This window comes from Streptomyces sp. NPDC046465 (assembly GCF_040646035.1).
Lineage (GTDB): Bacteria > Actinomycetota > Actinomycetes > Streptomycetales > Streptomycetaceae > Streptomyces.
In genome coordinates this window covers 124144-148013 of sequence record NZ_JBEYZK010000019.1, presented here as the reverse complement: position 1 = coordinate 148013, position 23870 = coordinate 124144, and the positions used below count along the sequence as shown (strand labels likewise).

Sequence of the window (23870 nt, the reverse complement as noted above, 5' to 3'; positions counted from 1 at the left end):
CGCACTGGCTCGCAGAGCCGCCGCGGACCATGCCTGCCCGCAGGCGTCACGTACCACCCCTCATCCGGGTCCGTGACGACGGTGCGGGCTCAGCACCGGTGAGTCGACCTCCCGTCAACTCACCGGCGCAGCCTGGGGGTTGCTCGCTCAGTCCTCGCGCAGGGCGCGGACTGCCTCCTCGACGCGCTTGCCGTAGTCGGCGTCGGCGGCGTGGAAGTGGGCGAGGTTCTTCTCGATGACGTCGTCGCGGGAGACCTGGGACAGGCCACCGGCGATGTTCGCCACCAGACGGGACTTCTCCTCCGCGGACATCAGGCGGTAGAGCTCGCCGGCCTGGAAGAAGTCGTCGTCCTTGGTGTGGGTCGCGGCCGCGTGCGTGCCGGTGTAGCCGGCGATGGCGAGCGGCGCCGACAGGGGCCGGCCGGTCTCGGCGGGGCCGTCGTACGAGTTGGGCTCGTAGTTCTTGCGGTCGCGGCCGTAGGCGTTGGACGCCATCAGACCGTCGCGGCCGTAGTTGTCGGCCTTGGTCGCCTTGGGGGCGTTCACGGCGAGCAGCGTGTGGTTGACGCCGAGGCGGTAGCGGTGCGCGTCCGCGTAGGCGAACAGGCGGCCCTGGAGCATCTTGTCCGGCGAAGGACCGATGCCGGGAACGAAGTTGTTCGGAGAGAAGGCTGCCTGCTCCACCTCGGCGAACACGTTGTCGGGGTTGCGGTCGAGGACCAGACGGCCCACGCGCTGCAGCGGGTAGTCCGCGTGCGGCCACACCTTGGTGAGGTCGAACGGGTTGAAGCGGTAGTCCGCCGCGTCCGCCGCAGGCATGATCTGCACGTGCAGCGTCCAGGACGGGTTCACGCCCCGCTCGATGGCCTGGAGCAGGTCCGTCTGGTGCGAGTTGGCGTCCTTGCCCGCGAGCTCGGCGGCCTGGTCGGCCGAGAGGCTGCGGACGCCCTGGTTCGTCTTGAAGTGGTACTTGACGAAGAAGGCCTCGCCCTTGGCGTTCGTCCACTGGTAGGTGTGCGAGCCGTAGCCGTTCATGTGACGGTACGAGGCGGGGATGCCGCGGTCGCCCATCAGCCAGGTGACCTGGTGCGTGGCCTCGGGGGCGTGCGCCCAGAAGTCCCAGACGTTGTCCGGCTCCTGCTTGCCCGTGAAGGGGTCGCGCTTCTGGGAGTGGATGAAGTCGGGGAACTTCAGCGGGTCCTTGATGAAGAAGACCGGCGTGTTGTTGCCGACGAGGTCGTAATTGCCCTCTTCGGTGTAGAACTTCAGCGCGAAGCCGCGCGGGTCACGGACGGCGTCCGCTCCGCCGAGGCTGTCGGCCACGGTCGAGAAGCGCAGGAAGACCTCGGTCCGCTTGCCGACCTCGGCGAGGAAGTCGGCGTGGGTGAAGCCGGTGACGTCGTCGGTCACCTCGAAGTGGCCGTACGCGCCGGAACCCCGGGCGTGCACGACACGCTCCGGAATGCGCTCACGGTTGAAGCGGGCGAGCTTCTCCAGCAGGTGCTGGTCCTGCAGGAGGATCGGGCCACCGACGCCGGCGGTGGCGGAGTTCTGGTTGTCGGCGACGGGGGCGCCGGACTCGGTCGTAAGCACGCGCTTCGACATCGTGACCTTCCGTGCTGTGACTGCTGAGGTGTTCGGAGCGTAAGGACCCCTGAACTGCTACGTCAACAGTTTGTTGAAGTTGATGATGGAGTTCCGGGCCGCGGCGACGCCTGGGCGCGACAGGACAGGTGTCAGCGCCGCCACGGCCCGGAAGTTCGAGAGGAGCTCTCGCCGGTGGTACGGCTTAGAGCTCGGCGCCCGAGAGGCGCTCGACGGAGCGCAGCAGGGCGGAGTGGTCCAGGCCGCCGTCACCCTGCGTGCGCAGCGAGGCGACGAGCTGGGCGACGACCGCGCCGACCGGCAGGGCGGCACCGACATTGCGGGCGGCGTCGGTGACGATGCCCATGTCCTTGTGGTGCAGGTCGATCCGGAAACCGGGCTTGAAGTCCCGGTTCAGGAAGTTGTCCTTCTTGCGGGTCAGCACGGTCGAGCCCGCAAGCCCCCCGTTCAGGACGTCGAGCGCGGCCTTCAGGTCCACACCGGACTTCTCCAGGAAGACCACGGCCTCGGCGCACGCCTGGATGTTGACGGCGACGATGAGCTGGTTGGCGGCCTTCACGGTCTGGCCCGAGCCGTGCGGACCGCACAGCACGATGGTCTTGCCGAGCGCGTCCAGAAGCGGCTTGGCCTCGTCGAAGTCGGCCTGCTCGCCGCCGACCATGATGGAGAGCACGGCCTCGATGGCACCGGCTTCGCCACCGGACACCGGGGCGTCCAGGACGCGCAGGCCCTTCTCCTTGGCGGCCTTGGCCAGGTCCACGGAGGTCTGCGGCGTGATCGACGACATGTCGACGATCAGCGCGCCGGACCTGGCGTTCTCCAGGATGCCCTCGGCACCGTACGCGATGGCCTCGACCTGCGGCGACGCGGGCACCATCGTCACGACGACATCGGCGTCCCGCACGGCCTCCGCGATGGACTTCGCGACGGTACCGCCGGCCGCGGCCAGGCGGTCCAGCTTGTCCTGCTCGAGGGTGAAGCCGGTGACGGAGTAACCCGCCTTGATCAGGTTCTCGGACATGGGCGAACCCATGATGCCGAGGCCGATCCACGCGATCTTGGGAAGGTTGCTCATGAGGGTGTCTCTCCTACTGCTCTCAAGCGTGTCGTACGTCGATGAGTTGGCGCTCAGCGCGCGGTGCGGGCCTCGGCGGGCAGCCAGTCGAAGGCCTCGGCGCTCGGGCGGTCGCCGGCCTTGTACTCCAGGCCGACCCAACCCTCGTAACCCGCCTTCTTGAGCTGGTCGAGGAGCCCCTCGAGGGGGAGCGAGCCGGTGCCGGGGGCGCCGCGGCCGGGGTTGTCGGCGATCTGCACGTGGCCGGTCCTGCCCACGTACTGCTCGATGACCGACGGCAGGTCCTCGCCGTTCATGGACAGGTGGTACAGGTCCATGAGGAACTTGGCGTTGCCGAGGCCGGTGGCCGCGTTCACCTGGTCGACGATCTCGATCGCCTTGGGCGCGCTCACGATCGGGCACTTGGGCGACTCGGGCGCGTTCAGCGCCTCGATCAGCAGGATCGCGCCGACACGGTCGGCCTCGCGGGCCGCGAGCACCAGGTTCTCCAGGGCGAGCTCGTCCTGGATGGCCGGGTCCACGCCGTCGACGCGGTTGCCGTACAGCGCGTTGAGCGCCGTGCAGCCGAGGGACTTCGCGAAGTCCGCCGCCACCGCAAGGTTCGCGCGGAACTTCTCGCTCTCCTCGCCCGGGATCGACAGGGCGCCGCGGTCCGGGCCCGGCAACTGCCCGGCGTAGAAGTTCAGACCCACCAGCTGAACGCCCGCGTCGTCGATCGCCTTTTTCAGGGCGTCGAGCTCGGACTGCTCGGGGGTGGGGGCGTCGACCCAGGGCCACCACAGCTCGACCGCGCTGAAGCCGGCCTTCGCGGCGGCCGCGGGGCGCTCCAGGAGCGGGAGCTCGGTGAAGAGGATCGACAGGTTCACATTGAAGCGCTGGTCGGAGTATCCCATGGGGCTTCCGCGCTCCTTCCGTATTGCGGAAGTTCATTTCTGCTTGATGGAAGACTGCCTCTGGTCCGTGGAAGCTGTCAAGAGGGGGCTGCCGAAAATTCGAGCCGCGGCATTAGGTTGTGGAGCGTGCGATTGAGAGTGGAGTTCACGACCGAACCCTTCGATCTCGACGAGGCCCCCGCGCATGCGCTGGTGGCCCGTGAGGTCATTCAGGGGGCCCCGCTGGACGCCGTGGACGTAGGTCCTTTCGGCAATACGGCCGAGGGCGATGTCGACGCGGTGCTGACCGCGGTTGACGCGATGCTGCGCCGGTCCCTTGGTGCGGGCGCCACCCGCGTCTCGCTCCAGGTCAACGTGATCGGCGAGCCGGGGGAGCCGGCGGGCCCGGGGGAGGCGGATAAGTGACCGGTTTCGGGGACGACCCCTTCGTCACCGCGGTGAAACCGCTGGTGGACGCCATGGGCGGCGAGATGATGCCGCCCGACGAGGCGGGGATCGACGACGTGGTCCTGGCCTGGGAGGGCGAGGACGTGGTGGCCGTGCGGCTGCCCCAGCTCGCCGACTCGCTCGACCACATCCTGCTGGCCCTGGAGCGCAAGCAGGGCCAGCCGCTCTCCGAGCTCGACCGCAAGGCCAAACAGGAGGTCGTGCGCATACTGGAGGCGCGCGGCGCCTTCTCCGTCCGGCACGGCGTCGAGACTGTGGCGGGCGCCCTAGGGGTCAGCCGTTTCACGGTGTACAACTACCTGAACAGGGAGAACGCCGCGAAGGGCGAGTAAATCCGGACCGGCTTCCGGGTTCGGTGTCCAGACCGGCTTCCCGGCCGCCTCTTCGGCCCGTCACACCCGCCCCTTCCGTCACTCTGCGACGCTGAGCCGTCACCCGTATCACCGGGTGGCGGCTTCTTTGTTCAAGTTATTTCAACAAACTGTTGACGCGGTGTTGTTGAAGGTCTTAGCTGTTCCGCAGCCCGTCCAGCACAAGGCCACGGAGGCTCCCCGTGACTTCGAGAACACCGCCGGGTCTCACCCGGTTCAACGCCTTGGAGGAGGCCGCGGCCACCGCCGCCCTCCACGAGGCATGCGCCTCTTCGGCGTGGGGAAGCAAGCTGCTTGCCCAGCGCCCGTACGCCACCGTCGAAGCCCTCTTCGCCGCGAGCGACGCCGCCATGGCCGAGCTCACCGCCGAGGATCTGGCCGAGGCGATGGCGGGGCACCCGCCGATCGGCCGCCCGAAGCCGGGGGACCCGACCTCCGCCCGCGAACAGCGCGGGATGGCCGGTGCCTCCGAGGAGCTCAAGGCCGAACTGCTCGAACTGAACCTGGCCTACCAGGAGAAGTTCGGCCACGTCTTCCTGATCTGCGCGACCGGCGCGACCGCCGAGTTCATGCTCGACCGGCTCAAGACCCGGATCGAGAACGGGGCGGAGGGAGAGCGCGAGATCGTCCGCAGCGAACTGGGCAAGATCAACCGCATCCGCCTGACCCGCCTCGTAGAAGAAGGAAACGACGCATGAGCACGGAAACGACCGCTTCGGTGTCCACGCACATCCTGGACACCAGCGTCGGCCGCCCCGCCGAGGCCGTCGCCATCTCCCTGTCCGCCCGCAGCGGCTCGGGCGAGGAGTGGAAGGCGCTCGGTGGCAGCGCGACCGACGCGGACGGGCGCTGCAAGGACCTGCCGGCCCTGCCGGAGGGCACCTCGCACGTACGGCTCGACTTCGAGACCGAGGCGTACTTCCTGACCGGGCAGGCTGAGTCCGACAAGGCTGAGTCCGACAAGGCTGAGTCCGCCAAGCACGACCAGCAGAATAAGCAAGCCGAGGCGCAGCAGGATGCCCCCGCGAATCGGGACAGCGGTGCGAACGGAGCGTTCTTCCCGGAGGTGGCGATCACGTTCGCCGTCAAGCCGGGCGAGCACTACCACGTACCGCTGCTGCTCAACCCGTTCGGCTACTCCGTTTACCGAGGGAGCTAGCAGACATGCCCACCATTCTGGGACAGAACCAGTACGGCAAGGCTGAGAACCGGGTCGTAAAGATCACGCGGGACGGCGACACCCATCACATCAAGGACCTGAACGTCTCGGTCGCCCTCTCCGGCGACCTGGACGACGTCCACTACAACGGCTCGAACGCCAACTGCCTGCCGACGGACACGACGAAGAACACCTGCTTCGCGTTCGCCAAGGAATACGGCATCGAGTCCGCCGAGCAGTACGGCATCCACCTCGCCCGGCACTTCGTGGACAGCCAGCCCTCGATCCACCGTGCGCGCATCCGCATCGAGGAGTACAGCTGGGAGCGCATCGGCGGCTCCGACAGCAACTCCAAGTTCATAGGTGCCGACGAGGTCAAGCACTCCTTCGTCCGCAAGGGTCAGGAGACGCGAGTCGCCCAGATCACCTATGACGGAACGGACTTCGAGGTCCTCTCGGGGCTGAAGGACCTGACCGTGATGAACTCCACGAACTCCGAGTTCTGGGGCTACATCAAGGACAAGTACACGACCCTGCAAGAGGACTACGACCGCATCCTCGCCACCTCCCTGTCCACCTGGTGGCGGCACAACTGGACCAACGACGAGCAGCGCATGCCCAGTTGGGAGCGGTCGTACGAGCAGGCGAAGAAGCACATCCTGCACGCCTTCGTGGAGACCTACTCGCTGTCGCTGCAACAGACGCTGTACCAAATGGGTTCGCGGGTCATCAACAACCGCAGCGAGATCGACGAGATCCGCTTCTCCGCGCCCAACAAGCACCACTTCCGTCAGGACCTCTCGCCCTTCGGCCTCGACAACGCCGCCAAGGACGGGGCCGTCTACTACGCCGCCGACCGCCCGTACGGCCTCATCGAGGCCACGATCCTGCGGGACGGCGTCGAGCCGAAGATCCCGGTCGACATGACCAACCTCTGACGCGGGATGCGCGCCCCCGCCTCACCCGCAGTGGGCGGGGGCGCGCCACACCGGAGGGAACATCCGCAATGGCACAGCCTGCAAAGGGGCCGGCAGCAGCCGAAGGCCCGTGTTCCACCCCATCGGACATAGCTGACAGAGCATCAACTCCCGACTGTCACCCGGTGGATGAGAAGCTCCACCCCTCGCGGCTCGTCCCCGCCGCGCTCCAGCACATCGCCGCCATGTACGCGGGCGTGGTCACCCCTCCGCTCATCATCGGCCAGGCCTGCGGCCTGGACACCGTCGCCCAGACCCGGCTCATCGCCGCCGGGCTCCTCATCGCCGGTCTCGCCACCATCCTGCAGACCCTCGGCGTCAAGGGCTTCGTGGGCAACCGCCTGCCGTTCGTCAACGCCGCCTCCTCGGCGGGCATCGCGCCCATCCTCGCCATCGCCGAGACCAACGCGAAAGGCGACCAACTCCCCGCGATCTACGGCGCGGTGATGGTCGCGGGCGTCTTCTGCCTCGCGGTCGGCCCCTTCTTCGGCAGGCTGCTCCGCTTCTTCCCGCCGCTGGTCACCGGCGTCGTCATCACCCTCATCGGCGTCACGCTGATGCCCGTGCCCGTGAAGTGGGCGCAGGGCGGCGACGAGACCGACCCGACCTTCGGCAACATGAAGTACCTGGCGCTCGCCGCCTTCACGCTCGTCGTGATCCTGCTCTTCCAGCGCTTCGGACGCGGTTTCCTCAAGCAAGTCGCCCTGCTGGCCGGTATGTTCATCGGTACGCTCGCCGCGATCCCGTTCGGCATGGCGGACTTCACCTCCGTACAGACCGCGCCGCTCGCCGCGCTGCCCACGCCCTTCGCCGCCGGGGCACCCGTCTTCCAGCCCGCCGCGATCCTCTCGCTCTGCATCGTGATGCTGGTCCTGATGACGGAGTCCGCGGCCGGGATGCTTGCCCTCGGCGAGATCTGCGAGCGCAAGACCGACGGGAAGACCATCACCCGCGGCCTGCGCACCGACGGCATCGCGACCCTGGTAGGACCCGTCTTCGGCGGCTTCCCGACCTCCGCCTTCGCGCAGAACGTCGGCGTGGTCTCGCTGACCCGGGTCCGCAGCCGGTACGTCGTCGCCGTCGCCGGTGGCGCGCTCATCGTCCTCGGCGCCTTCCCGGTGCTCGGCGCGGTCGTCAACGTGGTCCCCATGCCGGTCCTCGGCGGCGCGGGCATCGTCCTCTTCGGCTCCATCGCGGTCAGCGGCATCCGTACGCTCTCCGAGGCGGGCCTGGACGACAGCTCCAACATCATCCTGGTGGCCGTGGCGCTCGGAGCGGGCATCATCCCGCTCGCCGCCCCCACCTTCTACGCGGAGTTCCCCGCCTGGGCGCAGACCGTGCTCGGCTCCGGAATCAGCGCAGGCGCACTGGTCGCCGTCTCGCTCAACTTGTTCTTCAACCATCTCGGCACCCGTGGCTCCACCGCCGCGGCACTCAAATCTTCCTAGGGTCATGCCGTGCCCACTCGCCACACACAGTAAGGAAGCACCATGGCAACCTCGGCAAACCCCAACGGATCCGCAGGCGCCGTAGAGCGCATCGTCATCGAGAACGCCGCCATCGCGACGGTCGACGCCCAGGACACCGAGTACGCGTCCGGCTACGTCGTCGTCGCGGGCAACAAGATCGAGTCGATCGGCGCCGGTAAGGCCCCCGAGGGCCTGGAGAACGTCGTACGCCGTGTCGACGCCACCGGCCACCTCGTCACCCCCGGCCTGGTCAACACCCACCACCACTTCTACCAGTGGATCACCCGGGGTCTGGCCACCGACCACAACCTGTTCAACTGGCTGGTGGCGCTCTACCCGACGTGGGCGCGCATCGACGAGCAGATGACGTACGCGGCGGCGCAGGGCTCCCTCGGCATGATGGCCCGCGGCGGCGTCACCACCGCCATGGACCACCACTACGTGTTCCCGCAGGGCTCCGGCGACCTCTCCGGGTCGATCATCCGTGCCGCCTCCGAGATGGGCGTCCGCTTCACCCTGGCCCGCGGCTCCATGGACCGCAGCGAGAAGGACGGCGGCCTGCCGCCGGACTTCGCCGTCGAGACCCTGGAGGGCGCGCTCGCCGCGACCGAGGAGACCGTCAAGAAGCACCACGACGCCTCCTTCGACGCGATGACGCAGGTCGCCGTCGCACCCTGCTCGCCGTTCTCCGTGTCGACCGAACTCATGAAGCAGGGCGCCGAGTTGGCCCGCCGCCTCGGAGTGCGCCTGCACACCCACGGCAGCGAGACGGTCGAGGAGGAGAAGTTCTGCCACGAGCTCTTCGGCATGGGCCCGACCGACTACTTCGAGTCCACCGGCTGGCTCGGTGAGGACGTGTGGATGGCGCACTGCGTCCACATGAACGACTCCGACATCGCCGCGTTCGCCCGTACGGGTACGGGGGTCGCGCACTGCCCGTCCTCCAACGCCCGCCTCGCGGCCGGTATCGCCCGCGTCCCCGACATGCTGAAGGCGGGCGTCCCGGTCGGCCTCGGCGTCGACGGCACCGCGTCCAACGAGTCCGGCGAGCTGCACACCGAGCTCCGCAACGCGCTGCTCATCAACCGCCTCGGCGCCCACCGCGAAGCCGCCCTGAACGCCCGTCAGGCCCTGCGCCTCGGCACGTACGGCGGCGCGCAGGTCCTCGGCCGCGGCACGCAGATCGGCTCTCTGGAGGCCGGGAAGCTCGCCGACCTGGTGCTCTGGAAGATCGACGGCATCGGACACGCGTCCATCGCCGACCCGGTGACCGCCATCGTCTTCGGCGCGGCGGCCCCGGTCACGCTCTCCCTCGTCAACGGCAAGCCGGTCGTCGAGAACGGCACCCTGCTGCACGCCGACGAGGACGCCATCGCCCGCTCCACGCGGGAACAGGCGCAGCGTCTCGCGCGGATCGCCGCCGAGAGCTGAATCCAAGAACTCCGGTCGAGGGGGACGGCCCTTGACCGGACTTGAGCAGCCGAGCGGGCTGCTCAAGTGCCGCCCCGGAACGCGGCCCAAAGCTTCGCGTTCCCGGGGCGGTCAGTACTACCTGACTACCTGGGCGCACCTCCACAACCGCACCTTCCCTCTTCCACAACTGCATATCGAGCAAGTCCTTGCACCACGCACCACCTCCCAGAAGCGAAAAGTGCCGGCGGCTCAGCCGGGACTGGAAAACAACCGGAGGAGCCACAGTGGCCACTCAGCCCAGGTTCACCAAGCAAGGCACCACCCCGGACCCGGAGAAGGACGCCGGGTCCATACCAGGCGACGGGGCGATACATCCCGTCGACGAGAAGCTCCCCGCACTCAAGATGGCCACGACCGGCCTCCAGCACGTCGCCGCGATGTACGCGGGCGTCGTCGCACCGCCGCTCATCGTGGGCGCCGCGATCGGCCTCTCGGCCAAGGAACTCACGTTCCTCACCGGCGCGTGTCTCTTCACCGCGGGCCTCGCGACCTTCCTGCAGACCCTCGGGTTCTGGAAGATCGGCGCCCGGCTGCCCTTCGTCAACGGCGTCACCTTCGCCGGTGTCGCCCCCATGCTCGCGGTCGTCGAATCGACCGACAACAAGGACGACGCGCTGCCGGTCATCTTCGGCGCCGTGATCGTCGCGGGCGTGCTCGGCTTCATCGCCGCCCCGTTCTTCTCGAAGATGATCCGCTTCTTCCCGCCCGTGGTGACGGGCACGGTCATCACCCTCATCGGCATCTCGCTGATGCCGGTCGCCTTCGGCTGGGCGCAGGGGCCCGTCCCCGGCGCCGACGACTACGGCTCGATGAAGAACCTGGGCCTGGCGGGCAGCACGCTCGTCATCGTCCTGCTCCTGCGCCGCTTCACCACCGGCTTCGTGAAGCAGATCGCGGTCCTGCTCGGCCTCGTCATCGGCACGCTCGTCGCCATCCCGTTCGGCGTCACGGACTTCGGCCCGGTCGGCGACGCGGACGTCGTGGGCTTCCCGACGCCGTTCCACTTCGGCGCACCGCAGTTCGCCGCCGCCGCGATCGTCTCCCTCTGTGTCGTCATGGTCGTCTCGATGACCGAGTCCACCGCCGACATGCTCGCCCTCGGCGAGATCGTGGACCGTCCCGCCGACGAGAAGACCATCGCCGCGGGCCTGCGCGCCGACACCCTGGGCTCAGCTCTCAGCCCGCTCTTCAACGGCTTCATGTGCAGCGCCTTCGCGCAGAACATCGGCCTGGTCGCGATGACGAAGATCCGCAGCCGGTACGTGGTCGCCGTGGGCGGCGGCTTCCTCGTCCTGATGGGCCTGTGCCCGATGGCCGCCTCGCTGATCGCGGTCGTGCCGCGCCCGGTGCTCGGCGGCGCGGGCGTCGTCCTCTTCGGCTCGGTCGCGGCGAGCGGCATCCAGACGCTGGTCAAGGCGAATCTGGAGAAGGACAACAACGTCCTGATCGTGGCCGTCTCGCTGGCCGTCGGCCTGATCCCGATCGCGGCGCCGGAGTTCTACCACGCCTTCCCGGAGACGGCGAAGATCATCCTCGATTCGGGCATCTCGACGGGCTGCGTGGCCGCCGTGCTCCTGAACCTGGTCTTCAACCACATCGGCAAGACCCGCGACGAGGACGACGTGACGGCTCCGATGGAGCCGGGCGGGGAGATCGCCGAGACGCGAGTGCCGGGCCAGGCCGTGGCGCACTGACCCACCCAGCCACCCACTTACCCAGCCACCCGCCCACCCGCCACTCACGTCACCGTCACTGCCTTGGTCCGGTGGCCCCTCGCGCGGTCAGGTCCCGCGCGAGGCGCCGCCGGGTTCCCGCGCGAGGCGCCACCGGGTTCCCGCGCGAGGCGTCGCTGTTCAGTCGATGTCCATCGCGTCCGTCTGTTGCGGTGCAGCGCCACCGGCGGGAATGACCTTGAGGATGTTGCCGTTCTTGTCGCACAACTCCGCGCGCAGGATGTGACCGGCCGTCATGCCCCGCCAGAAGATGACCTCCTGCTGCCGGGCGAAGGACGCGGTGCCCAGCGTGTCCACCAGGTCGATGCCGCCGGACGCCTTGATCACGTAGCGATAGCCGCTGCCGTCGGACTGCCGCGCCCAGTCGGGCACGTATCCGCCGGGGGAGCGGGTGGTGCTGACGAAACCGGTCTTCTGCAGAAGCTTCTGGTAGTGCCGCAGGCTGGCGGGCAGCTTGTCGTTCCAGGCGTCGAACCCCTTGCCGAGGATCTCGTCGGGGGTGCGCTTGTCCCACCGGTACAGGAGTTCGTTGTCCTTGCGGTAGCGCAGCGGCGGGACGGCGCGACCCTGCTTGCGGTCCTCGCGCATCGACTTCACCTTGCCGGGGTCGGGACCGTACGTGCTGTCCCCGAAGCCCACCGTCGGCTGCGGGGTCGGCGTGGTCTCCCGCGGGAACTTGTTCCGCTCGTCCAGGAACGTCGCGTAGTCGTACTCGCCCGCCTCCGAGTCGGTGCCGCCGTCCGAGATCTCCTCGGCGTCGGAGAAGTCCCGCGCGTCGACGTCCATCGCGTCGGGGCCCCGGCCGGGCGCGCGCTGCACCGCGGGCTGCACGTCCTGCTGGTGGCCGCAGCCGGCACCGTGCTGGTGCTGCTCCTGCCCCTGCTCCTGGCGGAGCATCTGGACCACGGCGGCGTTCCCGGCGGCTCCCTGGAGGGCGCGCAGCCGCTGGAGCGGGTCTTCGGTTCCGGCCCCGGATCCGGTTCCGGTTGTGGGTCTGCGGGCCGAGTTACGCGTCTTCCCGGCGGCGTTTGTACGGGCGTGGTCGTGTTCGCGCAACGGGACTCCTCGATCTACAGAGCCACCAATTCTCCCTGACCGCGGGCGGGTGGGGCCAGAGACCGAAGGGCAGCGTCGGGTGGCTGAACGGGCAGGTGTCGGGCGCGGACGGACGGTGCGGGTGTGCCCCGGGGTCTTCCGTTTACGGGGTGCGTCGGCGTAGGTTCGTGCCGCCGCCGACCGTATGGCGGAAGTTACTTTCCAGTCGGTTGTGCCGACCCCTCTTCCGCGTCTCATGAACTCCCACGGAACGGGGTCGACTTCCGGCGTCACGCAACGGAAGAAGCGCCACTCATGAGTTCTCAGCAGAAGACCACCGACCCCGCCGCGACGGCCGCCCCCGAGGTCCATCCGGTCGACGAGATCCTGCCGCCGGGCCGCATGCTCGTCGCCAGCCTCCAGCACGTCGCCTCCATGTACGCGGGCGCGGTCTCCGTACCGCTCGTCGTGGCCGTCGCGGCGAAGATGTCCCCCGGCGACACGGCCGTACTCATGGGCGGCAGCCTCCTGATGGCGGGCATCGCGACGCTGCTGCAGACCCTCGGCATCGGCACCTTCATCGGCTCGCGGCTCCCGTTCGTCAACGGCGTCTCGTTCGCGGGCGTCGGCGTGATGCTGACGATCATCTCCACCCAGGGCGGCGTCGAGGCGGGCATGCCGGTCGTCTTCGGCGCGATCATCGTGTCGAGCCTCTTCGGCTTCCTGGTCAGCTCGTACTTCTCACGGCTCGTCCGCTTCTTCCCGCCCGTCGTCACGGGCTCCGTCATCACCCTCATCGGGGTCTCGCTCATCCCCGTCGCGTACGACTGGATCGCCGACGACTCCGCGACGGGCACGCCGGAGCCGAAGAGCATCGGGCTCGCGGGCGCCACGGTCCTCGCCATGCTCCTGCTCCAGCGCTTCACGCGCGGATTCCTGAAGCAGATCAGCATGCTCATGGCGATGGTCTTCGGCACGCTGCTGGCGATCCCGATGGGCCTCGCCGACTTCTCGAAGCTCGACGGCGCGGACGCGGTCGGGATCCCCTCCCCACTCCACTTCGGCGCCCCGGAGTTCAATATCCCGGCCATCATCGCGATGTGCGTCGTGATGCTGGTCATCCTCACCGAGTCGACCGCCGACATGATCGCCCTCGGGAAGATCGTCGAGCGGGACGTCGACGAGAAGACCATCGCGCGCGGTCTGCGCGCCGATGCCCTCGGCTCCGCCCTCAGCCCCCTCTTCAACGCCTTCCACGCCAGCGCGTTCGCCCAGAACATCGGCCTGGTCGTGATCTCCAAGGTGCGCAGCCGCTTCGTCGTCGCGCTCAGCGGCGCGATCCTCGTCCTGATCGGCCTCAGCCCCGCCGCCGCGGCACTGATCTCCGTGGTCCCCATGCCGGTGCTCGCCGCCGTCAGCCTCTTCCTCTTCGGCTCCATCGCGGTCAGCGGCATCCAGACGCTGCTCCAGGCGGACCTGCACCGCGGCGACAACGCGCTCATCGTGGTCGTCACCCTCGGCGCGGGCCTGGCCCCCGCCCTCTCGGACGGCTTCTACGACGCGTTCCCAGACTGGGCGCAGATCGTGCTGGGCTCGGGGATCTCGACGGGGTGCATTCTGGCGGTGGCGCTCAATCTGGTCTTCAACCATTTGGGTGCGGGTGCGGGTGCGGGTGCGGGTGCGGGTGCGGGTGCGGGTGCACATGCGAATGTCGGGGCCGATGCGGCGTCGGCCCTTGACCTCAAGTCCCCTTGATGTTCCATGATCCTGTGCAGGGGGCGGACGAACTGCCCCCGCGTCACCTGACAACCCGCACGGGGAGAACTGCCATGAACAATGAGTCGCCCATTGCATCCACCGAATCCACCGAAGCAGCTGCCATCCGCCAAGTGGTCGCGGACTCCGTCGAGTTCCAGAGCGACCCGGATCGATTCATACCGCTCCACACGGCCGACACCGCCGTCGTGAACTTCGGCGGGAGACGGGTCGCGGGCCGGGACACGCTGGCCGAGGTGATGCGCCAGGCCTTGGCGTCGCCACTGGCCGATGTGATCACGACGGCCGAGATCGAGGACGTCCGCTTCCTCCGCGGTGACGTGGCGATCGTGTCGAGCGTCAAGCGCGTCTCGGACCGCCGAAAGCCGGGGGAGGACGGGGAGCCCCTGGTCCCCTTGCACGCCACGTCGGGCAGGCTCACCCACGTGATGGTCAAGGAGGCCGACGGCTGGCGGATCAGCTCGGCCCAGACGACGCCGATTCTGACCTGACAGCGTTGCTCGCACCGACGTCGGCACCGACGTCGGCGTCGACGTCGGCATCGACGTCGACGTCGAATTCATGCCAGACCCGGGCGGGGGGTGACTGCTGAACTCGGTGCCATGACCGCACCGACAACCACGTCGCCTCCACCCCCACCACCCGAGAGCGCGACCACCGCTAGCGCTACCGCCCCCGCCCTCTCACCCCTGACGGGCCGACTCGCGGTCCTCTCCCTCACCATGGGGATCTTCTCGATCGTCACCACCGAGATCCTCCCCATCGGTCTGCTCACCCCGATCGGTGACACGTTCGGCACCTCGGACGGCACGTCCGGCCTCATGATGATGTTGCCGGGACTCCTCGCGGCCGTCGCCGCCCCCACGGTGACGGTCACCACCGGACGAGTCGACCGGCGCCGCATGCTGTGCCTCCTGATGGCGGTCCTTGCCCTCGCCGACTTCCTCGCCGCCTGCGCGCCCGGGTACTGGATGATGATGGTCTCCCGCGTCCTCGTCGGCTTCGTCATCGGCGCGTTCTGGTCCATCGGGTCGGGACTCGCGGTCCGCCTCGTGCCCGAGGCGCAGGTGGGGCGCGCGACCGCCGTCATCTTCTCCGCCGTACCGCTCGGCTCGGTGCTGGGTGTGCCCGCGGGCACACTGTTGGGGCAACTCATGGGCTGGCGCGCGGCGTTCGCGGCGATGGGCGTCCTGACGCTGATCGTCCTCGCCGCGCTCCTGCGGACCCTGCCTCCGCTGCCCCCGCAACACGTCACCCGGCTCACCGTGCTGCGCGACCTGCTCGGCACGGCCCGCGTCCGGGCGGGCCTCGCCGTGACGTTCCTGGTGGTGACGGCCCATTTCGGCACGTACACGTACGTCACCCCGTTCCTGGCGGAGGTGACGCACGCGGGCCCGACCCTCATCACCGTGTTCCTGCTCGCCTACGGTGCCGCGGGCGTCGTCGGCAACTTCCTCGCGGGCGCGTACGCGGCGCGCGGACTCCGCACCGCTTTCGCGACAGCGGCCACTCTGCTCGCCGCGGCGACACTGCTGCTACCTCTGCTGGGGGCAGGGAAGGCGGCCGCCCTCGTACTGCTCCTGCTGTGGGGCCTCGCCTACGGCGCGGTGCCGGTCTGCTCACAGACATGGTTCGCGCACGCCGCACCGCAGACGCCCGAGGCGGCATCGGTCCTGTTCACGTCGTCATTCCAGGCGACGATGTCGCTCGGAGCGCTGGCGGGCGGAACGGTCGTGGACACGGCTTCCGTGTCCGTGCTGATGGTTCTGGGTGGGGTCGTGGCGGTGTGTGCGGTGGCGGTGGTGGTGGCCACACCTCCGCGAGCGCGGCGCGGCTGCCGCTGAAGCGCGGGTCAAGTGCGCGCTTTATGCAGAGGAAAACACGGACACGGTTTTCAGGACCGTTCCCTCAGACGGCTCGGGCAACTCATCTCGGAGCTGTCGCAGGGTCAGGGGCCTCAGGTCCCTCGTCGCCCATATCGCCACAGGACCTAGGCGGTCACCGCCCCGGCTTCCACTCCGTATCGAGGATGGCGGCGTGTACGGCAGCAACGATCATCGTGAGGGCGAGAACAAGCCCCTCCCAGTTCTTCGAGTTGCCGAGGGCTGTCGCCACGACGACCGAGCCGTAGATGATCACTGCGTAGATCACGGGCACAGACATACTGACGACGCGCTTCTTAGCCGCGATGAAGAACAGCGGGGGCGCCAGAAGTCCGGCTGACACCACGATCGCGGCGACCCAGACCACCTTGTGCAGGGCCTTCGCGTACATGCGGGCTCGGATAGGAGCGTTGAGATGCGAACTGCTCATGGTCCCCCCCTTACTTCGGCCAGGGGCGCCAGTGTGACCTAGCCCACACTGCGGTGAGAAGTGATACGGGAAAATCCGCCCGAGCCGAAGTTCAGGAGCGTGAGCTGAGTGTCTGACCGCGTGACAACCACGGCGCACAACCGCGAACAACCGTGGCCCACAAGGTTGCTGGTGCCGATCGTGAGCGTCAGCCGAGATACGGCTGCTCACGGTGCTGCAAGAAGTGCCTTAGCCTGAGCCGCTGGGTGTGGTGCATCGGCAAGTCCTCAAGTTCCTGTGGTCGGACAAACCGGAGCTCCGCCGACTCGTTGGAGATCGCGAGCTTGCCGCCAACGGTCCTCGCTGTGAAGCAGACATTGAACTGCCGCCGAACCTCACCGTCCGTGTATTCGATGATGTGCTGCGGGTCCGTGTACGTGCCGACCAGGCCCGTGATCTCCACGTCGAGGCCAGTCCGCAGCCGCAGCCGCAGCCGCAGCCGCAGCTGCCGGGACCAGGGCCGCACCCTCCTCTTCCACGGCCACCTCAAGCCGGTCCTCCTCCGAGACCGCGAACCCCTCACCTGCCGCACTGAAGCGGCCGGTGCGGTAGGTGCCCGCCGGCTCACACGGCGCGGCCCTCATCAATCCTGGTCGGGAGCGTGCTGAGGAACTCATTGTCAGGTCGATCCCTGTGCTGGTCGGGTGGGGGTGATGTGGACCTCGGTCGCGCCGAGAATGCGTCCGTTGGCCTGGATCTCGATGCGGTGCGGCCCGGGGTGGATCGTGCGGACCGAGAGGTTCGCGAAGCGGTGCTGGCGTGAGAAGTGGACTGCCTGGCCCGCAGGGAGGTTGCGGGCGGTCAGCTTGAACACCTTTCCCGCCTTGGGACCGCGCACCCCTTGATAGTGGACCAGGTAGTCGATCGCCGCTGTTGCCGTGTCGGTGGCGTGCAGCGAGAAGGTGATGGTGGTCGCTTCCCCGACGGAGATGGTGGACGGTGAGCAGGCGAGGTCGGTGATCTCGATCGGAGCCTGGTGATCGAATCCGAGGATCGCGAGCGCCTCCGGGTGTCCTCGTTTGACGAGGGTCCGCAGACCGTGGCGCACGACGAAGTCACCGTGCGTGCTGCTGCCAGACCATCGCCGGGCGGTCTCCAGGACTACGTCGGGGTGGTCCTTGCTGATGTCGTTGAGGTGGTTGGCCACGGACCGGCGCACGTAGAGGGACTCGTCGTTGACGAGGGGCTCCAGGAGAGCCAGAGCGGGAGCCGGGTCGGCGATGAACCGCGGGATTCTCTGTGCCCAGGGCAGACGGGGCCGTGTGCCCTCCGAGACGAGCCTGCGAACGTGTTCGTCGGGGTCGGTGGTCCAGGCCCTGAGCTGCTTCATCGTGTGCTCGTAATGGGCGTCGACGAACGGGCGGATCGCGAACTCGGCGGTGTAGCGGGAGGTGAGCGCGGCCAGCAGCGGCAGCGCGAGATCGGGCCGGTCCAGCAGCGCCGAGGCGACGAAGGCGTTGACGGGCATGGACGCCCACCCCGTCAGCCCCCCTCCGTCGAGGGCGGCACGGATCAGCCGGTCAGCCTCCTCAGGGACGGCCGGCAGCGTCGCCGCGAGGGCCTGGGCGATCCAGTCGATCCGGGCCTTCAGCTCCAGATCACCGATGCCGGAACAGGCCCGCTGCTCGAACGCCGCCCGGTCGAAGGAGGCCGAGCCCTGCGCGAGGTCGCCGCCGAGACGCCTGATGAGATCCGGAGAGAGCTCATCCTTGAAGTCGGCCATCTCAACACCCACCCACGGTCACGGCGAAGCCCTCGACTGCCCGACCCGTACGGCTCTCGACCGGCGGGAAAAGGGGCTCGGCGTACTCCCGCCGAACGCTTGGGAGCGGTATGCATCTCGACCTGGGCATCATGCTGGCGAGTCTGCCACGCACCACTGACACCCAGCCGGGGCCGCACCCATCCTGAACTGCGACGACACCACGCTCCGCGTAGCCTGCCGGGCATGGACGGCAGCCACGCGTCAGAACTGGAAGCCGAGGTCGTCGCTGCCGACCAGCTCCTCGCGGCCTGGTTCGGAACCGACGACGCGGACCCGGAAATCCTCGACCGCGTCGCCGCGACGCAGTCCGAGACGTTCACGATGCTGAGCATCGACCGCGTCCCCGTCCCCGTCACCAAGTCCCAACTGCTGGACGCACTACGGCAGAAACGCAACTCCCAGCCCGGCCTCCGCATCGAGATCACCGACTTCGAGGTCCTGTTCGCCGAGGGCGACGTCAGGGTGATCCGCTGCCTGGAGCGCCACCACCTCAACGGCGAGCGCAGCGATCGCTGGACGACCGCAGTGCTGACCATCCAGCCGAACCAGCGGAGAGCAGACCACTCTGCCCCGGGGCTCGCAACGCCTCACCCGGTGCCGCCGCCTCGTGCTCTCCCCGTACACAGCCACGAGGGGTGAAGCCTCACGTCCTGTCCAACACCCGACCTTGCCGACAGCCACGGCTACGGGAGCGGTAAGGCGGCCGGGCCGAACTATTGCCCGCCTAAAACGCTAGATAGGACTCCACAACATCGGCGCATGATCTGAAGACACACTCTTCGCCACGCTGGTCACCCCAACCCGGTGGCGCAGCCTCCGACTGCACCGGACACCACACGTGGGCGTTGATCAGTAGCTGGTCATCCCCGCGCGGTACAAGGAGTTGGCGGTAGTGCATCAGGGCCATTCGGCACCGCGACTTCTGCCCGACGCGGGACGTCCCGAAGTGTGGCTCAGGGCCGAGCTGTGAACACCTTCCAGGAGATATCACGCGCCCCTGGCGGACGTGGATGCGTGGCGGTCCCTCACCGGGTGAACTTCGTGATCGCCGCCGGAGTGACCGGCGTGAAGAAATTGACGAGGTTGCCGTCGGGGTCGCGGAAGAGGAGTGAGCGGTTGCCCCAGGGCATCGTCGTGGGCCCGGCGACGAAGTCGGTGACCAGGCCCGTCAGGTTCTCGTGTACGCGGTCGACGTCCTCGACGAGGAACTCGATGATCACGCTGTGGTTGTCCGCCGGGCGGGCGGAGCCCGGAGCGAACAGGGGGACGGTGCGGGTGCCCGCGATCGCGAGGGACGCGGTGGGGGTGCCGAGCTCCGCGAAGTCCTCCGTGGCCCAGGCGGCCGAGGCTCCCATGGCCTTCTCGTAGAACGCGACGAGGCGCGCGACATCGTGCGTGATGATGCGGATCGAGACGAAGTCCATGGTGTTCTCCCAGGTGGGTGAAGAGTGTGGTGACAGAGGGGGCGGCCCCGGCCCCGGAGCGCGGCCCGCCTCGCCGCGGATTCGCGGCACTCCGCACGTTAGGACAAATAGAGGACAGAATCGGTCCACTATGGGCGCTAGGGTCTTGACCATGTCTCGACCTACCGGGCGTGTGCTGACCCTCTTGGAGCTGCTGCAGTCGGGCGGCATCCGGACGGTGGCGGAACTCGCCGAGAAACTGGGCGTCGACGGGCGGACCGTGCGGCGGTACGTGGAGCACCTGATCGACCTCGACGTGCCGGTGGAAGCGGTGCGCGGCCGGTACGGCGGGTACCGGCTCGGGCCCGGATACCGGCTGCCGCCGCTCATGTTCAGCGACGAGGAGGCGCTCGCCGCGCTGCTCGGCCTGGTCGCGGGGCGCAGGGCGGGGCTGATGACGGCGGCGGACACGGCGAGCGAGACGGCGGCGGCCAAGATCCGCAGAGTGCTGCCCGAGCGGCTCGCGCACCGGCTCGACGCCGTCCTGGACTCCCTCGCCTTCACGGCGCCGCCCGGCGAGTCCGCGACCCCGGACGCCGAGGTCCTGCTCACCATCGCCGACGCGGTTCGCCACCGGCGCCCGGTCTCGGTCAGATACGTCGACCGGAACGGCCGGCGCAGCGAGCGTCCCTTGCACGTGTACGGGATCGTCGCCCACGCGGGCCGTTGGTACGTCACGGGCGCGGTCCCCGGAACGGGCCCGGCCCCCGGCACCGGCGAGGACCGGACCTTCCGGCTCGACCGCATCGAGGGCGCGCGGAACCTGCCGGGCTCGTTCGAGGTGCCGGACGGGCTCGATCCGGCGGAGCGCGTGCTGTCGGGGCTCGCGACGGCCGCGTACCGGTACGAGGTGACCTTGCGGATCCAGGGCACGCCCGAGCAGATCCGTGCCCGGCTACCGGCTTCCGTAGCGACCCTGGAGGAGCTCGGCCCGGAGCTCGGCCCGGAGCTCGGCCCTCACCCCGCGGAGGGCGCGGCGGCCGAGCGTTGGCTGCGGGTCGAGGTGCGGGCCGAGCGGCTCGACTGGCTGCCGCCCGTGCTCGCCGCCCTCGACCGGCCCTTCGTCATCGAGCGCCCCGATGAACTCCGGTCGCTGGTGGTCGAGTTCGCGGAGCGCGTCGCGTCCTGCGCCCGCCGGACCTGATGCGGGAACTTCCGGGAGGTTCCGGGAGGCGGGGCCCGTTCCGTCAGCGGGACGAACCGTGCCGGGGCAGCGGCACCGTCGTCACCACCGCCCCCGCGTTCTCGTCGTCCGTGCCGAGCAGCAGCGACTTCGTCTCCGGCACGTACTCCATCGCCTCGATCTTGTGGCCCTTGAACTTCCGCAGGACGTCGGGCGACTTGGCGAGCGAGAGGCGCACCGCGCCCGAGCGGCTCACCGACAGGCTGCCCGCGTCGTTCACCGCCGAGTCGAAGGGGCCGTCGTCTCCGGCGTCCGAGGCGGAGCTGATCAGGAGGCGGCCGGAGTCCGTGACCGTGATGTCCGAGGCGTGCCGGACGTCGCCCGACGGGTAGGGGGCACGGAAGCGGGCCGTCGTGACCCGGCCGAAGTCCGCCTCGCCGTACTTGTTGAAGGAGAACGGCGCCGCGTGCACCCTCGCCGGGCGGTCCTCGCCCGCACCCCGGTCGGACCAGACCGCCGCCAGCCTGCCGTGCCGTGCGGTCAGCGCGAAGCTCTCGTAGTCGTCGCCCTCGGCGATCGCGGGAAGCGGGGAGGTGTCGAGGACCTCGGCCTCGGAGCCCTTCACCTTCACGTGGTAGACGAGGCCGCGGCTGGCCAGCGCCACATACTCGTCGGAGGTGCCCGGCACCGCCTCGATCGCCTCGAGGTCTATGGGCTCGGCGCCGCCCGCCCAGGTGAGCGGCTCGACGGTGGCGGAGCGGCCGGGGCGGTAGGTGAGGTCGGCGACGCGGTTCTGGCCGGGCTTCTTGTTGTCGCGTACGACGACGGCGTGCGTCGCACCGGCCGAGCGGCCGGTGAGCGCGGAGCCGCTGATGCCCGAGGTGATGTCGTCGCCTGCCTGCTGCCAGCCGCCGTCCGGTGCGGAAGCCGTGGCGGCCGTGGCGAGGAGTGCGGCGACGGAGACGGCTGTGGTGGTCAGCACGGTCGTACGGAGGAACATGGGGGTCTCTCACCTCGGTGCAGGTTGACGCGCGTAGACGGAGATAGAAGGAGATAGACGGGGAGTTGGCCGGGACCGTATCCATTGGGGCCCCTGGGAGGCAAGAGGCGCGTGGCATTAGAGGTGCCCGTGGGGGTGGATGGGTGCCTATGGGTACGCAGGAGGGTGGGTACGCAGGAGGGCGGGTACGCAGGAAGAGGCGGGAGCGCGGGGAGAGGCGGGAGCGCGGGGCGCCGGAGCGCCCCGCGCGAGAACGCGGCCTCGGGACCGCCGACCGTCACCCGATGCGGTACGGGTCCCCGTAGACCTTCCACTCAAGGGGCGTGTTCAGGTTGAAGTTCCGCTTCTTCAGGAACACCCGCTGCGCCGTGTCGACCCGGCTGGTGTCCTCGTGGGCCTCCTCCTGCTTCATCGCCCAGACGCGCGCGTCGAGGAAGGCGTTCAGGTACGCCACCTCGTCGCCGCCCTGGGCCGGCGGCTTGGCCGAACGCAGCGCGCGCTTGCGGATGTTGCGGAAACTCGTGGAGTCGCCGCCGTCGCCGTGCATGACGATCGCGTCGTAGTAACAGAACTGTCCGAGGACGCCGATGCCGTCCGCTTTGCCCTGCTTGACCGACGGGTTGAAGTAGACGCGGTCGCGCTCGTCGTTCTGCGCCTTGCGGAACTCCGCGTCGGAGTCGGCGGCCCGCTCCCAGTCGGGCTTGAAGTTCGGGTCGAGGCCGTCGTGCGAGTCCGTGCCGTCGACCCTGCGCAGTGCCGGGAGGTACTTGGCGAGGACGTTGCCAGGCTTGCGCTGCGTGTAGAGCTCGACGAGGTCGAGCATGTCACCGGTGCCGGAGCAGAAGCCGATGATGCCCGCGGTGTAGCCGCGGCCGTCGTCGATGTCCTCGCAGTATCGATACTGCTTCTTCCAGTCCAGCGAGGAGTTCTCCGCGCTGCAGACGATCTGCATCGCGATCTCCTTCTTCGCCGGGTCGTCGAGCCCGCCCGCCGTGATCGGCAAGGTGACCGGCGAGGAGGTCTGGGTCGCGTTCGCCGACTGTGTGGCGAGCAGCGGCCCTGCGACGGCTGCGGCGCCCATGAAGGCGAGCAGGGTGCGGCGGGAGGTGAGGGTGGTGCGCGTGTGCGTGTGGGGGGTCTCCACGAGGGCCTCCAGGTGAGGGAGTTCATGGTTCCGCGTCTGTTAGGAAGGTTTCCTACCAGAGTTTTGAGATGACGTATACCCGTCAAGACGCGATACGTCGGCGGGCGCGGAATGGCCGGACCTCGCTCTGGCAGCGCGCCCCACGGGTCCGTACGCTCCCCCTCGCTCACGCAATCCGCTCCAGGCACCCGCAATGCGCTCCACGCACTACAGGCACTTCTCCAACCCCCCTCCGCAGAAATGGAATGGAGAACCATGGCTGGTGCACTGCTGCTGAGCGGCGCCCTAGTGGCGCTCTTCGGCTCGACGCTCCCCGCTCAGGACACGGCCTCGATCCTGGACCCGCCCCCCGACAAGATCGTGATCGAGGTCGCCACGGTGAACGGCTCCGGATGCCCCGCCGGCACCGCGGCCGTCGCCGTCTCCGAGGACAACACGGCCTTCACGGTCACCTACAGCGACTATCTCGCCCGTACGGGTGCGGGGGCCGACCCCACGGCCTTCCGCAGGAACTGCCAGCTCAACCTCATCGTGCACGTACCGCAGGGCTTCACGTATGCGATCGCCAGCGCGGACTATCGCGGCTACGCCTCGCTCCAGCCCGGCGCCAAGGGCACGGAAAAGGCCTCGTACTACTTCCAGGGGTCGCCCCAGACGGCCTCGATCAGCCATGAGTTCAAGGGGGCCTACAGCGACAACTGGCAGGCCACCGACAGCACGGACTGGGCGCAGCTCGTGTGGGCGCCGTGCGGGGTGAAGCGGAACTTCAATATCAACACGGAGTTGCGTGTCGACGCGGGGGCTTCCGACCCGGCCAAGTCGAGTTTCATGACGATGGACTCGACCGATGGGGACATCAGTACCGTGTACCACATGGCCTGGAAGGAGTGTCCTGGTCGGCCGTGAGTTGATGCAGGGACTGCGCCCCTTGCCCCGTGCCGGGGCGGGGGCGCAGCCCTTCGCGTTCCTGGTTGCGGGTGCGTCGTGGCTTGTCGCGCAGTTCCCCGCGC

General features: G+C 68.8%; 23 protein-coding genes and 1 pseudogene. 14 read left to right on the top strand and 10 right to left on the bottom strand.

The genetic code is table 11. The features are described from left to right. Nucleotides 1-147 precede the first annotated feature (147 nt). The 3 genes from ABZ953_RS28325 to ABZ953_RS28315 form a co-directional block, all read right to left on the bottom strand. A complete protein-coding gene (locus ABZ953_RS28325) occupies nt 148-1605 on the bottom strand; it encodes a catalase (protein WP_361729231.1) in 1458 nt (485 codons plus the stop codon). 184 nt (nt 1606-1789) lie between these two features. Beyond that, nucleotides 1790-2680 (bottom strand): 2-hydroxy-3-oxopropionate reductase, encoded by an 891-nt coding sequence (locus tag ABZ953_RS28320; protein WP_361729228.1) that lies wholly within the window; start codon nt 2678-2680, stop codon nt 1790-1792. A 53-nt stretch (nt 2681-2733) separates the two neighbouring features. After that, a complete protein-coding gene (locus ABZ953_RS28315) occupies nt 2734-3573 on the bottom strand; it encodes a TIM barrel protein (protein WP_361729225.1) in 840 nt (279 codons plus the stop codon). Between the two features lie 126 nt (nt 3574-3699). On the opposite strand from ABZ953_RS28315, the gene ABZ953_RS28310 reads away from it, so the two are divergent. The 8 genes from ABZ953_RS28310 (at nt 3700) to ABZ953_RS28275 (ending at nt 11163) form a co-directional block, all read left to right on the top strand. Beyond that, nucleotides 3700-3978: a hypothetical protein gene (locus tag ABZ953_RS28310; RefSeq protein ID WP_361729222.1), complete on the top strand. Its 279-nt coding sequence runs from the start codon at nt 3700-3702 to the stop codon at nt 3976-3978. Continuing rightward, a complete protein-coding gene (locus tag ABZ953_RS28305; RefSeq protein WP_361729219.1) occupies nt 3975-4352 on the top strand; it encodes a helix-turn-helix domain-containing protein in 378 nt (125 codons plus the stop codon). The genes ABZ953_RS28310 and ABZ953_RS28305 overlap by 4 nt, the downstream gene beginning before the upstream one ends. 221 nt (nt 4353-4573) lie before the next feature. Next, nucleotides 4574-5089: a 2-oxo-4-hydroxy-4-carboxy-5-ureidoimidazoline decarboxylase gene (gene uraD / locus ABZ953_RS28300; protein ID WP_361729216.1), complete on the top strand. Its 516-nt coding sequence runs from the start codon at nt 4574-4576 to the stop codon at nt 5087-5089. Further along, complete coding sequence (locus ABZ953_RS28295) at nt 5086-5550, top strand: hydroxyisourate hydrolase (protein WP_361729213.1); 465 nt, start codon at nt 5086-5088, stop codon at nt 5548-5550. The genes uraD and ABZ953_RS28295 overlap by 4 nt, the downstream gene beginning before the upstream one ends. A gap of 5 nt (nt 5551-5555) precedes the next feature. Next, nucleotides 5556-6488, top strand: a complete 933-nt coding sequence (gene pucL, locus ABZ953_RS28290; protein ID WP_361729210.1) for a factor-independent urate hydroxylase — start codon at nt 5556-5558, stop codon at nt 6486-6488. Nucleotides 6489-6556: 68 nt separating this feature from the next. After that, nucleotides 6557-7975 (top strand): nucleobase:cation symporter-2 family protein, encoded by a 1419-nt coding sequence (locus ABZ953_RS28285; protein WP_361729207.1) that lies wholly within the window; start codon nt 6557-6559, stop codon nt 7973-7975. 42 nt (nt 7976-8017) lie between these two features. Beyond that, nucleotides 8018-9427, top strand: a complete 1410-nt coding sequence (locus tag ABZ953_RS28280; RefSeq protein WP_361729205.1) for an 8-oxoguanine deaminase — start codon at nt 8018-8020, stop codon at nt 9425-9427. A 386-nt stretch (nt 9428-9813) separates the two neighbouring features. After that, nucleotides 9814-11163: a nucleobase:cation symporter-2 family protein gene (locus tag ABZ953_RS28275; protein ID WP_361729342.1), complete on the top strand. Its 1350-nt coding sequence runs from the start codon at nt 9814-9816 to the stop codon at nt 11161-11163. A 159-nt stretch (nt 11164-11322) separates the two neighbouring features. Here ABZ953_RS28275 and ABZ953_RS28270 read toward each other — a convergent pair whose 3' ends face one another. Beyond that, complete coding sequence (locus ABZ953_RS28270) at nt 11323-12258, bottom strand: hypothetical protein (protein ID WP_361729203.1); 936 nt, start codon at nt 12256-12258, stop codon at nt 11323-11325. Nucleotides 12259-12552: 294 nt separating this feature from the next. Between ABZ953_RS28270 and ABZ953_RS28265 the strand changes: the two genes are divergently transcribed. From ABZ953_RS28265 to ABZ953_RS28255, 3 genes are all read left to right on the top strand, one after another. Next, nucleotides 12553-13992: a nucleobase:cation symporter-2 family protein gene (locus tag ABZ953_RS28265; RefSeq protein ID WP_361729200.1), complete on the top strand. Its 1440-nt coding sequence runs from the start codon at nt 12553-12555 to the stop codon at nt 13990-13992. A 74-nt stretch (nt 13993-14066) separates the two neighbouring features. Then, nucleotides 14067-14504, top strand: a complete 438-nt coding sequence (locus tag ABZ953_RS28260) for an SgcJ/EcaC family oxidoreductase (RefSeq protein WP_361729197.1) — start codon at nt 14067-14069, stop codon at nt 14502-14504. A 111-nt stretch (nt 14505-14615) separates the two neighbouring features. Further along, on the top strand, nt 14616-15857 hold the full coding sequence (locus ABZ953_RS28255) for an MFS transporter (RefSeq protein ID WP_361729194.1): 1242 nt from the start codon (nt 14616-14618) through the stop codon (nt 15855-15857). Between the two features lie 154 nt (nt 15858-16011). Here the strand turns inward: ABZ953_RS28255 and ABZ953_RS28250 are convergent, their stop codons facing one another. The 3 genes and pseudogenes from ABZ953_RS28250 to ABZ953_RS28240 all read right to left on the bottom strand — a co-directional run bounded on the left by ABZ953_RS28250 (nt 16012) and on the right by ABZ953_RS28240 (nt 18088). After that, the gene (locus ABZ953_RS28250) at nt 16012-16326 is read right to left on the bottom strand and encodes a hypothetical protein (protein WP_361729191.1); all 315 of its coding nucleotides are present in this window, start codon (nt 16324-16326) and stop codon (nt 16012-16014) included. Between the two features lie 187 nt (nt 16327-16513). Next, nucleotides 16514-16780: pseudogene (locus tag ABZ953_RS28245) on the bottom strand (DNA mismatch repair protein MutT); the annotation flags it as partial. Between the two features lie 204 nt (nt 16781-16984). After that, the gene (locus ABZ953_RS28240) at nt 16985-18088 is read right to left on the bottom strand and encodes a DNA alkylation repair protein (protein WP_361729189.1); all 1104 of its coding nucleotides are present in this window, start codon (nt 18086-18088) and stop codon (nt 16985-16987) included. A 225-nt stretch (nt 18089-18313) separates the two neighbouring features. On the opposite strand from ABZ953_RS28240, the gene ABZ953_RS28235 reads away from it, so the two are divergent. Then, a complete protein-coding gene (locus ABZ953_RS28235) occupies nt 18314-18769 on the top strand; it encodes a hypothetical protein (RefSeq protein ID WP_361729186.1) in 456 nt (151 codons plus the stop codon). Between the two features lie 386 nt (nt 18770-19155). On the opposite strand, the gene ABZ953_RS28230 is transcribed toward ABZ953_RS28235, so the two are convergent. After that, a complete protein-coding gene (locus tag ABZ953_RS28230; RefSeq protein WP_361729183.1) occupies nt 19156-19554 on the bottom strand; it encodes a VOC family protein in 399 nt (132 codons plus the stop codon). A 151-nt stretch (nt 19555-19705) separates the two neighbouring features. Between ABZ953_RS28230 and ABZ953_RS28225 the strand changes: the two genes are divergently transcribed. After that, the gene (locus ABZ953_RS28225) at nt 19706-20737 is read left to right on the top strand and encodes a WYL domain-containing protein (protein ID WP_361729182.1); all 1032 of its coding nucleotides are present in this window, start codon (nt 19706-19708) and stop codon (nt 20735-20737) included. 43 nt (nt 20738-20780) lie between these two features. Here the strand turns inward: ABZ953_RS28225 and ABZ953_RS28220 are convergent, their stop codons facing one another. Then, nucleotides 20781-21716 carry a hypothetical protein gene (locus ABZ953_RS28220; RefSeq protein WP_361729179.1) on the bottom strand — a complete coding sequence of 312 codons (936 nt, stop codon included), beginning with the start codon at nt 21714-21716 and terminating at the stop codon, nt 20781-20783. Between the two features lie 277 nt (nt 21717-21993). Then, entirely contained in the window at nt 21994-22797 is an 804-nt protein-coding gene (locus ABZ953_RS28215; protein WP_361729339.1) for a chitosanase, read from the bottom strand. Between the two features lie 318 nt (nt 22798-23115). Between ABZ953_RS28215 and ABZ953_RS28210 the strand changes: the two genes are divergently transcribed. After that, nucleotides 23116-23766: a DUF4360 domain-containing protein gene (locus tag ABZ953_RS28210; protein WP_361729176.1), complete on the top strand. Its 651-nt coding sequence runs from the start codon at nt 23116-23118 to the stop codon at nt 23764-23766. Nucleotides 23767-23870 lie beyond the last annotated feature (104 nt).